This is a genomic window from Anaerobacillus arseniciselenatis (assembly GCF_001865995.1).
Lineage (GTDB): Bacteria > Bacillota > Bacilli > Bacillales > Anaerobacillaceae > Anaerobacillus > Anaerobacillus arseniciselenatis.
The window spans coordinates 1-12,573 of the sequence record NZ_MLQQ01000042.1 but is presented as its reverse complement, the minus strand read 5'-3'; the positions used below and the strand labels follow the sequence as shown (position 1 = coordinate 12,573).

Sequence of the window (12,573 nt, the reverse complement as noted above, 5' to 3'; positions counted from 1 at the left end):
CGGCGAAAACAGGTGGAAGACCTTCCCGTAGCGGTCAAGCCGATGGCGCCTGGAGCTAGACACCTTTCCAACTTCAAAAATTATATACTTTCTTATTTATCGAGAAAAAAAAGGTAGACAGGATCGTCTACCTTTATTAGTATATCTTTTTTTATTTTTTAGCTTGTTCCTTTTTTGTAGCATTACAGCAAGTTCCATATAAAGTTGATACTTTCTCTGCTTCAAAATGCTCGATGACTTTCCCACATGATTGACAAATGATTACACCCATTTATTCCACTCCTTTATTTTGAAAGCGTTTTTATACCTTGTATTTACATAATAATATGTCACATTTAATATGTCAATAGTTAATTGTATGTCACATTAGTTTAAAAGAGCAGAAATTATTACAAAAAAAAAAAAAAAAAAAAAAAAAAAAAAAACAGGCGCTTGGCCTGCTTCTTATTCTTTATAATTAATATTGAGTATCAAATGTCATTGTAGGGAGATTTTTAGTGAAAAATAGTGACAGATCTGATGCTTCGTCATCACATTTTATTTGGAAAACTTTTTTTACATGGTCAACATTCTCTGCTTCCTCGGCACAAATTAGTGTTGAACGCCCAGTTTGCATGCAAATCACTAGAGGCTTTCCAAAGAACATATTCGTATAAACAATCCCAAAATCATAACGTGCACTCTCAGTTGTAAATCCAATAAACTGTACTTTAACATTTTCTTGCTCATCATAAAGTCTTTCAAACAAGTTCATTTGCAACGCCTCCTTTTAAATATTCTGAATTTTATTATAACTAAAATTATTATAAATGTCAAACTACTTTGCACTTTATTAACAAAACACTAAAACAACCTATTAAATCAAGTTTTCATTGTCCAAAAAGATAAATAAAAAGTCTTTCCTTTTATCTTTCCCCTTAAATATATTATCAATTAAACGCTGTTGTTATCAATTGTCCAATCGTTATATTGAACTCCTTTAATTTCAATATACCTTGCAATTTCCTCAAGAAATATAAAGTCTTCTTCAGTAATTTTATAGTTTACAGTTTGAAATTCAATAAAAAGTATTCCAATTAAATGATGGCCATCATAAAACGGGGCATAAGCCTTTATTGAATTCGCTTCAGTTTGTATAGTTACTTTACCCCTAATACTACAAACACTAAACATACAATCTCCATATTTACTATATTTTTTTTCATTCACTTTTCCATAACTAACAATATTCGAAAAGTAACCATTATCACATCCATATATCGCCACTCCACAACCTACAGGAAGGTGGCTCCCGATAATATTAATGATTCCTGAATAAAAATCTTCTCTAGTATTCACCTTGTCCGCAACCATCCCCACTTCAAGCCTGAGTTCATCCAGTTTGTCTGACTTATTCACTAAAAACCCCTCCTAAAAACTTAACTATTCTCCTTTAAGAAAAATAGAAATAATAAAGTTTTTTATCGGAAAACATAAACAGGTAGTGTATTTGTATGCAACGACTCAAAAAGCTAATAGCAACAATCTTTTAGAAAAGAGCCATTTGTTAAAAGTAACCTTTATAGATTATCATAACTAATTTGCAATTGGTGTCAGGTTTTGTCTTTCACTTTGGAATTTTTATTTAAAAGAAAGGAAGGAAGAAATCGATGAGGAAAATACGTTTCAAAGCTCAATGGATTTTTTTATAAGTTTTTTACCGTGCCCACGAAAATGTAACAGGCATCAAAGTAGAGTCCAGTAAAGTTTTTTCTTACGAGCTTGGGATTCGTAATTATGGTGAGAGTGACTTAAATAAAAGCGAGAAAAGAACGATAGCAATTAATACTTAAATAGGGTGTCCTATAAGAAATTCAGCATTGAGAAATACACTCTTCTGAACTAACACTTATAGGACACCCTCATCTATTCTTCAAATATCCGAACGATAATTTCCTTTACTTCATCTAAAGAAAATGGTTTCCAAAATAACTCACCATAAATGAGCAGATCTTGATGCAAATGCAACTGTGTACCATCTTGGTTGACAGCACCACTCGTTCCTGAATTTCCGACGTACCCAATAATTGTTTCGCTCGTAACCTTATCTCCTACTTTAAGATCCTCAGGAATCGCATCAAGATGAGCAAAGCGGTTCATTACCCCCTTTTCATACTGAACCCAAACTTGCTTTCCACGTAAACGGTCAAAAATGTACTCCGGAGTCTCACCTAATTGCGCAGTGAGCGATAAATCTTTATTGCGAATTAAAGGAGATGGATATTCCTCGTAATCGTGGTCCGCTCGAACAACAACCCCTTCAGCCATCGCATATATCGGAGTATCGGTGGAAATTTGTTTCCCGGTTGCATAACCATACCAATCAATACCTTCATGATAACCATTTCGATACGCTCTCTTTGCTCCTGGAAGATGGTTAGGGATCGTACTCACTTCAGCGTCTTCTATCGGTTTTTGTAAAAAAGATAAATAATCAACCATTTCATCTATTGTCCACGTTCGATCTAGTAAACTTTCTTCACGTACCGAACCTACCGGCAAGGCTTCTTCCATCCATTGAAACGATACTAAGCGCTCGTTTACTTCGACATCTAAACCTAAGGCAACATCTAAAAAGGATACCGGCAAATACAGTTTCTCTTCTTCAAGAACCATCGAAATCTCATTGGTAGGTAAATACAACCCATTATGCTCTACAACCGCAATATCATACACTAACTTAAAAATATGATTATCAATCTCCATTTCGACAGAACGATGCAAATCGTCGTATTGATAAGTGCCATCAATAAGTTCAAAAAGATCATCAACTAAAAATACTTGTTGCCCATCTATAGATTTAAGTTTTAATTCTTTAAAATAAATACTTTCTTCGTCCTCTTTTTCTTTCACAATCTCTTCGACTTGTTTTTGATTTTCATCTTTTACAGACTCTTTAGGATCTCGCTCTTCCTCAACTTTAGTTCCACATGCAGCTAGTAAAATCATCAAAGTACACGTCAAGAAAATTAAACGCTTCATCCTTTTATTCACCCTTACAACTTAATATTTTATAGCTTGTCTTCATTTTCACCATATATTTTTGCAAATAAACAAAACCATCATGTCATTACACCGTCACTATCTAACATGTAAAAGAACGAGCGATTTCCTTCTCTTCGCTTTAAACTTCTAACGAATTTTAGAGGCTCATTCAGGATATCCCTCGTTCTTTTTTCATCCAAAACCAATGTGGCGACACATTCGTCACCATCTTAGATGTAAATTCCGGTGTTTTTCCAACTTTCCAACTAACCACTAACCACCAAACAACTATTCAATCAATTTAGGGTCAACAAATTCGTAACCTTTTTCTCTTAATCCGGTAATAATATCCGGCATGGCTTCCAAGGTCCATTTTCGATCATGCATTAGTAAATTTGCACCAGGCTTTAATAAAGAATAAGGTACATCCACTTCTGGCCCTTTGCCTGTGACCATCGCTTCGGTAAGAGCTTCAGCATTCATATATGGTTGGAAATAGTCGTACCCATATGTCCAATTCATCCATTGCATATTTTCTTCTAACACCACTTGACGGGACACTTCTGTGTTTACCCCAAACGGAGCTCTAAAAAACCTTGGTCTTTCTCCGATAATATCTTCAATGAGATCATTAAGCTCAACGATTTCTTTCCGTTGCTCTTCTTCCGATAAGTCTCTTAAGTTTGGATGAGTCATCGTATGGTTACCAATTTCAAACCCTAGGTCATAAATCACTTGTAGTTTCTCTCTACCTGTCTCATCCATAATAAAATGACCGTTCACAAAGAAAATTGCATTTACTTCTTTTTCTTTTAATAGTTTTGCCATATCAACAGAGTAATGTTCCGGTGCATCATCTATCGTTAATAGAACGACGTTTTTATTGCCCTTTTCATCAATCGGTTTTACCGTTTCATTAGTTTGTAACGCATAGCTCGGAGAAACCACCACTTCCTCCTCCTGCTTATCCTCTTCTTGTTGTTCATTTTCATCTTCAACTAACTCGGCTTGTTTTTCTTCTCGAGAAGATTCTTCATCTACACTAATACCTTCTTCAATCTCATCAACCACCGCGTCTTTTGGATCGTACTCATTTTCTCCATTTACATTTTTATCACCTTCTGCACAAGCTGTACTTAGCAAAAAGAAGATAGCTACGAAAAACAAAATCACACTTTTTTTCAAAATCATCACCTAACTAAATTTTTTTATAACCTAATGAATTTCATAATTCATCATTCTCGCCACTAAGATCAATATATAGTTGGATAAAACCATTCGCAAACTATATATTGCTTGATGTGGCTCATTTTTGGTAATTATGAAATTCACTCAACCATTAAATAATATATTAACATACGATGTCCATCGATAGCTAAAATTGTCTCAACTTGTCAACACTTCATAAAAAGTCCTTCTAATCGGAGTTATTTTTCATTTTGGTAACAGTTTCATTACGAACAGTAAAAAGATGCGATTTCATGATAAAATTATTAAGAATAGAATATCTAATCTAAAGTTATAATCACATCAAAGGAAGTGAATAGTATTGTTATGCCAAAAAACTATAACAACTTCTTTCAGTTATATCTTTCTCTTAATGTTCTTATCTAGTTGCAACAATAATGAAGTACTTTCTAATTATCCTTTTTTACAAAAAGAAGACGAGCATATTACTATTCTCTTTTCAGACGATCATTATATACACGAAGAAGGAAACTACTATGACGCACTGTTAGATGTTAAAAGAAGATACCCTGAACTAATTCGATCTTTTAACATTATCCATTCTTCAGACAGAGATTTAATTCGTTATTTCGAAATTAGCGAATTTCCTACTTTACTCGTTATACATAACGAAAAAATCACAATCCGCGTCGAAGGTTCACTTCAAAAGAATGAAATATTACAAACACTAGAACAATCATTAATAAAATAAAAAAGGTGACTCAAAAGTTCTTTTAGCCAACCTACATTACATAATGTAACAGCTAAAGCACTTTAAAAGTCACCCTTTTTTTATTTTACTATATGGATCGGCATGTCAATCGCTACTTCTGCCACTTCCATTGTAATTTCACCTAAAGATGGATGTGCATGTATCGTCATTGCAATATCTTCCGCAGTCATACCTGCTTCAATAGCTACACAAGCTTCAGAGATCATATCAGAGGCATTTGTACCAGCAATTTGTACTCCTAGCACTAAACCATCTTCTTTTCTCGTTACCATCTTCATAAAACCATCTGTCTCATTCAGAGATAAAGCCCGCCCATTTGCCGCAAATGGGAATTTTGAAACTTTCACATCATAACCCGCTTCTTTTGCTTCCCCTTCAGTTAAACCTACAGATGCAAGTTCAGGCCCTGAGAAGACAACGGCCGGTATTGCTAAATAATCAACTTCGGCAGAGTGCCCTGAGATAACTTCAGCAGCCACTTTCCCTTCGTACGATGCTTTGTGAGCAAGAGCTGGACCATCAACAATATCTCCAATTGCATATATACCGTTCACACTTGTTTTACATTGCTTATCGACTTTCACTAGTCCTCGATCAGTCATTTCAATTCCAACTTGCTCAAGACCAAGGTCTTCAGTATTTGGACGACGACCAACCGTTACTAAGCAATAGTCCGCTTCAAACGTCTCGGTTTCACCTTTAATTTCAGCAGTAACTTTCACACCATCTGCCGTTTCTTCTACTCCTTGAGCAAGAGCATTTGCATGAATGGTCGCTCCGTTTTTCTTCAAGTTTTTAGCAACTAACTGGCTCATTTGTTTTTCAAAGCCTGGTAAAATTTGTTTACTTCCTTCTAAAATGATAATTTCAGTACCTAAATTAGCATACGCTGCACCTAGCTCTACACCAATATAACCACCGCCGATAACAACCATTTTTTTAGGTACTTCTTCTAAGGCTAACGCTCCTGTTGAAGAAATAACTCGCTTACTCCATTTGAAAGTCGGAATTTCAATCGGAGAAGAACCCGTCGCAATAATACAATTGTTAAATTTATACGTTTGCGATGACTTATCATCCATAATTCGAACCGTATTTTCATCAACAAAGTACGCTTCACCCTTAACAATGTCGACTTTATTACCTTTTAAAAGTCCTTCAACACCACTTGTTAGTTTATTAACAACTGAAGCTTTCCATTTTTGTACTTTCGAGAAATCTAAATTAACATTTTCTACAGTAATACCAATATCTTCTGAATGCTTTGCATCATGGTATTTATGTCCAGCGGCAATTAACGCCTTTGAAGGAATACAACCAACATTTAAACAAACTCCACCTAAATTCTCTTTTTCAACAACCGTTACTTTTTGCCCTAGTTGCGCCGCTCGAATTGCAGCTACATAACCACCAGGACCTGAGCCGATGACAAGTGTATCAACTTCTACTGCAAAATCTCCTACTACCATACTTTACGCCTCCATAACTAATAATTGCGGATCGTTCAATAAACGTTTGATGTGATTTAACGCATTTTGCGCTGTCGCTCCGTCAATTAAACGGTGATCGAAACTTAATGATAAGGCTAACACTGGTGCAACTACAATCTCCCCGTCTTTTACGACCGGTTTTTCAGCAATACGACCAATTCCCAAAATCGCCACTTCTGGGTGGTTAATAACCGGCGTGAACCACTGACCACCAGCAGAACCAATATTCGTAATCGTACAAGAGCCACCTTTCATTTCATCCGTGGCTAATTTACCTTCACGAGCTTTTGTGGCTAACTCATTAATTTCACCAGAAATTTTAAAAATTGACTTTCGGTCTGCTTCTTTTACCACCGGTACTAACAAACCTTTGTCTGTATCTGCTGCAATTCCGATATTATAGTAATGTTTATATACAACTTCGTCACTCGCATCATCAATCGATGCATTTAACGTCGGGTATTCTCTTAACGCAGAAGTTAACGCTTTTACTACATAAGGTAAGTACGTTAATTTAATACCTTTATCTTGAGCAACTGATTTGAACTTTTTACGGTGTGCAACTAAATCTGTAACATCAACTTCATCCATTAATGTTACGTGAGGTGCGGTATGCTTGGAATTAACCATCGCACTCGAGATCGCTTTGCGAATTCCGCTCATTTTTTCGCGAGTTTCCATTTCACCAAATACAGGTTCATAAGACTTAACTTCTTTCTTCGTAGTTGGACCGTCTTCTTTAGAAACCGGTTGTTCCGTTTCTCCTACTGCCTCTTGGTTTGGTGCTTCGGTACCAAAGTTATCAATATCCGACTTTAAAATACGGCCATTATCACCTGTGCCATTCACTTGACGAATATCAATTCCTTTTTCACGAGCATATTTACGAACAGATGGCATAGCAATAATTCTTCTTGTTTCATCAACTTCAACCTCTGTCACTTCTTGAGTAGGTTCTTGTTTCGCTTCTTCCTTCTCAGGTGCTGCCGTTTCTTCTTCATCATCATGACCATGTGCTGAGCCCGGAATTTCACCGTCATAATCAATCGTTAAAAGAACATCTCCAACAACTGCCACAGTCCCTTCAGTCACTTTCAATTCTAAAACTTTCCCTTCAACAGGTGAAGGAATTTCCACTACGGCTTTATCGTTTTGTACTTCAAGTAATACATCATCTTCTTTTACTTCGTCGCCAGGTTTTACAAACCATTTAACGATCTCACCTTCATGAATACCTTCACCGATATCAGGAAGTTTAAATTCAAACGCCACAAAAAACGCCTCCCTTTTATTACATGTCAAATTTTATTATGAAAATCACTCAATTAAAAGTTAATCACTTTCTTTGCTGTTTCAACAATTTCTTTATAACCAGGAAGCCATACATCCTCAGCAGAAGCAAACGGGAATACTGTATCAGGTGCAGTTACACGTAATACCGGTGCTTCCAGGCTTAAAATCGCACGGTCGTTAATTTCTGCAACAACATTCGCTGCAATCCCAGCTTGCTTTTGTGCTTCTTGAACGACAATTACGCGGTTTGTTTTTTCTACTGAAGTGATAATCGCATCGATATCTAACGGACTAATTGTACGAAGATCGATCACCTCTGCTTCAAGCCCTTCTTTAGCTAGCTCTTCTGCCGCTTTAAGAGAAGAGTGAACCATTGCTCCATAGGTAATAATCGAAATATCTTTACCTTCTCGCTTAACGTCTGCTTTACCTAATTCAATAGTATATTCTTCTTCTGGAACCTCTCCACGGAAAGAGCGGTAAAGTTTCATATGCTCTAGGAATACCACCGGATCATTATCACGAATAGCCGAAATTAATAAACCTTTTGCGTCATAAGGAGTTGCAGGTATTACGACTTTTACCCCTGGCGTTTGCGCCATTAAACCTTCTAAGCTATCGGCATGCAATTCAGGAGTTTTAACACCACCACCAAACGGAGACCGGATTGTCACTGGTGAATGATACATCCCACCTGACCGATAACGCATCCTCGCCATTTGTGCCGCTATTGAATCAAACACCTCAAATACGAAACCGAAAAACTGAATTTCCATAATCGGACGAAAACCTGTTAAACCTAATCCGATAGCTAAACCACCAATCCCCGATTCAGCTAGCGGAGTATCAAACACACGCTCTTCGCCAAATTCATCTTGTAGGCCTTCTGTGGCACGGAATACCCCTCCATTTTTACCTACATCTTCCCCAAATAAGAGTATACTTTCATCTTTCTTCATTTCTACTCTCATGGCATCAGTTATCGCTTGAATCATTGTCATTTGTGCCATAGCTTACTTCGACTCCTTTGCTTTAAACTCATCCATTTGCTCATTCAAATTATAAGGAAGCTTCTCGTTCATAAAGCCAATTAAATCAGTCACTTTTTGCTTCGGTGCAGCGTCTGCTTTTTTAATTGCCGCTTTTATATCTTCCTTGGCTTGATCTACTACTTCATTTTCTTGTTGTTCATTCCATAAATTTTTCTTTTCTAGAAACTTACGGAAACGAACTAATGGATCTTTCTTCTCCCATTCGTCATCTAAATCAGATGTACGGTAACGAGTCGGATCATCTCCAGCCATTGTGTGTGGTCCGTAGCGGTATGTTAACGTTTCGATTAACGTTGGCCCACCACCATTTAAACCACGCTCACGAGCTTCTTCGGTAGCAGCGTAAACAGCTAAAACATCCATACCATCTACTTGCACTCCATGAATACCAGCAGCAACTGCTTTTTGAGCAATCGTACGCGCTGCAGATTGCTTTTCTACTGGTGTAGAAATTGCAAAACGATTATTCTGAACAACGAAAATCGCTGGCGCACTGTAAGCACCTGCAAAGTTAAGACCTTCATAAAAGTCCCCTTGCGATGCTCCTCCATCTCCAGTGTACGTAATTGCCACTGTGTTTGTTTTTTTACGCTTTAAACCTAAGGCTACGCCTGCTGTTTGGACAATTTGAGCACCAATAATAATTTGCGGCATTAACACATTAACACCTTCTGGCATTTGCCCACCTTGGAAATGGCCACGCGACCATAAAAATGCCTGTTCTAATGAAACTCCATGATAAACAATTTGCGGAATATCACGGTAACCCGGTAAGATCCAATCTTCTTTTTCTAAAGCAAAATGCGTACCTAGCATTGAAGCTTCTTGCCCAGCAACCGGGGCATAAAAACCTAATCTACCTTGACGGTTTAAAGAAATAGCGCGCTGGTCCCAAATTCTTGTATATACCATACGTTTCATTAATTCTTGTAATTGATCATCACTAAGGTTCGGCATCGCCGCCTCATTTACAACTTCTCCCTCTTCATTTAGAATTTGGAAGGTTTCAAACTGATTTTCAACTTGCTCTAATGTTTTACTTTTCATTGTATCGTTCACCTATCCTTTCTTATCCAAAAAATTCAATCCTCGCTAATTAACTCTAGTTTAGGTTGCCCATAAATTTATTCATTACAACTTTAATCAATCAAAAATTAATTTTTACAAAGCTACAATTGATCAATCTGTATTAATGATTTTTTTAAAAGACTGGTACAACTCGACTATTTGAGAATAATTTTACATCATAGCAAATTTATTTGTCAACGGATAAATCCTTGATTATGAGGTCGTTGTGCGTTTTTTATCCCCTAAAAACTAAATAACCACCTAGCGAACTGTTATAGTTGTACAACGTAACCTGTTTCACTAAAACCCTCAAATCACTCACAAAACAACATTCTCACAGTGTTAATACACATTACCCCTGTTATATTTTTTAAAACTAAAAAAATAGGCATCAAAACAAAAAAATGTTTCAATGCCTAATTTCAACCATCTATTATTTTGTAACCCTTAATTGTAACTTACGTTGAGATCTCCAAGTTTATAAAAATCACGTTTAATGTCATTGTACTTCAATGTATATTCATTAAACTTCTCTTTCAGATCATTTACTTGCATGTAAGAAGCATTTACTTCATCATGCATCATTTCAAGTTCCTCAATCGTAAGGTCTTCACTTTTAACTAATGAATAAAGCTCTAAATCCAAATCTATCGATGCCTTATATACATTATATAGTTCATTATAGGTTTCAAACCTATTTTCCATTGTAGAAATTAACTCGTTGGCAAGTGTCAACAACTCTTCATCCTCAATTGTTTCAACAATCGGTTTTATATGTAAAAACTCATCGTAAGCTTCTTGTATACTCTCTTTTTCCTTTTCAATCATTTCTTTCCTCGACAAAGCTAACTCTTCAACTTCAGTAACTAAATTATTAATTTCATCTAGTTCAGAAAGTTTTAAAATTTCATCATATAATTCATACTCTTCATTCTCAGCTTTTGACAATGGTGCTTGCTGTGCTTCAAAACCCGCTTCTAAGCTAACTGCTTTTTCTAAATGATTATAAATTTCTTCAGCCGGATTGACTGTAGTACAAGCAGAAAGACCAAGCAAAAATACTATAATCATTACATAGTAAATATTTTTTCGTTTGAACATCGATATTTCCCCTTTACATACATATTTTCCAATAATGGCATGTTCAGTAAAACACTATCCTATAAATGGATTTTTGACAACAAAAAATAATTTTACCTAATATATATTACTTTACCATATTTTTAGTACAAGTTTAATGAATTTCGTAATTCTATTTTATCGCCATTAAGATCTAAATGTAGTTGCGTTAAACCGCTCGCAACTACATTTAGTTTCATATTGCTCAATAAAGTAATTATGAAATTCACTCAGTTACCTGAGAATTTTTTTTAATGTTTAGGCTCGTTTCTTTCCTTTTTATTTTCTATAGTATAGTATTACTATTAGATTAAGCAATCTTACATACATAAACATAAAACAGTCAGGAGATGAAAAAAATGATTACAATGAAAGATATTATAAAAGAGGAACACCCAACACTAAGAAAAGTAGCTGAGGAAGTAAAACTCCCTGCATCTAAAGAAGATATTGAAATTCTTAAGCAAATGATGGAGTTTTTACACAACAGTCAAAACGCAGAAATTGCCGCCAAATATAATTTACGAGCTGGTGTCGGCTTAGCAGCACCACAAATAAATGTTAGTAAACGAATGATTGCCGTTCTTGTAACTGACCAAAACGAAAATTTATACGAACATGCTTTATTTAATCCAAAAATCATCAGTCAATCTATAGAAATGACACAATTAGAAAATGGCGAAGGATGTTTATCAGTTGATAGAGATGTACCAGGTCCGGTCCCAAGACATGCTAGAATAACCGTACAAGGAACTAATCTTGAAGGCGAAACCATTTCTATACGTTTACGCGGACTACCAGCTATTGTGTTTCAACATGAAATTGATCATTTAAACGGGATTATGTTTTACGACCGCATTGAGGAAAGTAATGACCCTCAAAAAAAACCAATCCCCCAAGCATTCAAATAAAATTGTTTAAAATGTTAACTTGCCCAGAGGGTGTCCTATAATAAAGTGTCCGATTAGCATTAAATATAGACAAATTATACTTACTGCATGTCTTATTTAGTAAAAATCGTTAGCCAACACTTTTAGGACCCCCTCTTCTTTACGCCTTTTTTTCGCATTTAAACGTCTTAATTTTCCACTCATTACTTTCCATTTTAAACGCATACTAACACAAAAGAAGAATTTAAAGAGAAATGGAGGGTGTGTTGTATGCTAAAAAAATGGCGTGAAAAATTACTTAAACGGTGCCGCGACCTACTTCCTAAAAATCGTCTATTAGAAACATAACTCAATTTTATGGATTTTGGATCTATTTTTCAAAATCCATTTCCTTTTTTATCCCCTAAATTTGTTATCTAAAGAAAAATAATGTATGATGCTAAATAGCATTGTTTTCTCATAATGAAGAAATTTGTCGAATGAATTGCAAAATAAAAACATGAAAATAAAACCAATTTCATTTATAATGTTGAAAGATAAAAGATTTAAGGAGCATTCCTGTTAGAAGGATTTTCGGGGACTTGAAAAAAAAAGAGCCCTCCTGGTATGATACGGGGTGTCAAATCGTGCACCGAGATGACCCCTAACTTAGTTAACCAAGGAGGACTTCATAATGA

12 protein-coding genes are annotated in these 12,573 nt (G+C 35.7%); 2 read left to right on the top strand and 10 right to left on the bottom strand.

Going from position 1 to position 12,573, the window contains the following annotated elements; genetic code table 11:
• Positions 1 to 151: 151 nt before the first annotated feature.
• The 5 genes from BKP35_RS19015 to BKP35_RS14740 form a co-directional block, all read right to left on the bottom strand.
• The gene (locus BKP35_RS19015) at positions 152 to 271 is read right to left on the bottom strand and encodes a GapA-binding peptide SR1P (protein WP_084031689.1); all 120 of its coding nucleotides are present in this window, start codon (positions 269 to 271) and stop codon (positions 152 to 154) included.
• Positions 272 to 457: 186 nt separating this feature from the next.
• The gene (locus tag BKP35_RS14755; protein WP_071314140.1) at positions 458 to 754 is read right to left on the bottom strand and encodes a DUF3055 domain-containing protein; all 297 of its coding nucleotides are present in this window, start codon (positions 752 to 754) and stop codon (positions 458 to 460) included.
• A gap of 179 nt (positions 755 to 933) precedes the next feature.
• Positions 934 to 1,398: a hypothetical protein gene (locus tag BKP35_RS14750; protein WP_071314139.1), complete on the bottom strand. Its 465-nt coding sequence runs from the start codon at positions 1,396 to 1,398 to the stop codon at positions 934 to 936.
• A gap of 507 nt (positions 1,399 to 1,905) precedes the next feature.
• Complete coding sequence (locus BKP35_RS14745; protein WP_071314138.1) at positions 1,906 to 3,021, bottom strand: M23 family metallopeptidase; 1,116 nt, start codon at positions 3,019 to 3,021, stop codon at positions 1,906 to 1,908.
• A gap of 291 nt (positions 3,022 to 3,312) precedes the next feature.
• Positions 3,313 to 4,215: a polysaccharide deacetylase family protein gene (locus tag BKP35_RS14740; protein ID WP_084031688.1), complete on the bottom strand. Its 903-nt coding sequence runs from the start codon at positions 4,213 to 4,215 to the stop codon at positions 3,313 to 3,315.
• A gap of 409 nt (positions 4,216 to 4,624) precedes the next feature.
• Between BKP35_RS14740 and BKP35_RS14735 the strand changes: the two genes are divergently transcribed.
• Positions 4,625 to 4,963 (top strand): thioredoxin domain-containing protein, encoded by a 339-nt coding sequence (locus tag BKP35_RS14735; protein WP_169819239.1) that lies wholly within the window; start codon positions 4,625 to 4,627, stop codon positions 4,961 to 4,963.
• A gap of 80 nt (positions 4,964 to 5,043) precedes the next feature.
• On the opposite strand, the gene lpdA is transcribed toward BKP35_RS14735, so the two are convergent.
• The 5 genes from lpdA to BKP35_RS14710 all read right to left on the bottom strand — a co-directional run bounded on the left by lpdA (position 5,044) and on the right by BKP35_RS14710 (position 10,988).
• Positions 5,044 to 6,453 (bottom strand): dihydrolipoyl dehydrogenase, encoded by a 1,410-nt coding sequence (lpdA, locus tag BKP35_RS14730; RefSeq protein WP_071314135.1) that lies wholly within the window; start codon positions 6,451 to 6,453, stop codon positions 5,044 to 5,046.
• 3 nt (positions 6,454 to 6,456) lie between these two features.
• Positions 6,457 to 7,746 carry a dihydrolipoamide acetyltransferase family protein gene (locus BKP35_RS14725; protein WP_071314134.1) on the bottom strand — a complete coding sequence of 430 codons (1,290 nt, stop codon included), beginning with the start codon at positions 7,744 to 7,746 and terminating at the stop codon, positions 6,457 to 6,459.
• Positions 7,747 to 7,799: 53 nt separating this feature from the next.
• Complete coding sequence (locus BKP35_RS14720; protein ID WP_071314133.1) at positions 7,800 to 8,777, bottom strand: alpha-ketoacid dehydrogenase subunit beta; 978 nt, start codon at positions 8,775 to 8,777, stop codon at positions 7,800 to 7,802.
• Positions 8,778 to 8,780: 3 nt separating this feature from the next.
• Positions 8,781 to 9,866 (bottom strand): pyruvate dehydrogenase (acetyl-transferring) E1 component subunit alpha, encoded by a 1,086-nt coding sequence (gene pdhA, locus BKP35_RS14715; RefSeq protein ID WP_071314132.1) that lies wholly within the window; start codon positions 9,864 to 9,866, stop codon positions 8,781 to 8,783.
• 468 nt (positions 9,867 to 10,334) lie between these two features.
• Positions 10,335 to 10,988: a YkyA family protein gene (locus BKP35_RS14710; protein WP_071314131.1), complete on the bottom strand. Its 654-nt coding sequence runs from the start codon at positions 10,986 to 10,988 to the stop codon at positions 10,335 to 10,337.
• A gap of 377 nt (positions 10,989 to 11,365) precedes the next feature.
• On the opposite strand from BKP35_RS14710, the gene def reads away from it, so the two are divergent.
• On the top strand, positions 11,366 to 11,917 hold the full coding sequence (def, locus tag BKP35_RS14705; RefSeq protein ID WP_071314130.1) for a peptide deformylase: 552 nt from the start codon (positions 11,366 to 11,368) through the stop codon (positions 11,915 to 11,917).
• Positions 11,918 to 12,573 lie beyond the last annotated feature (656 nt).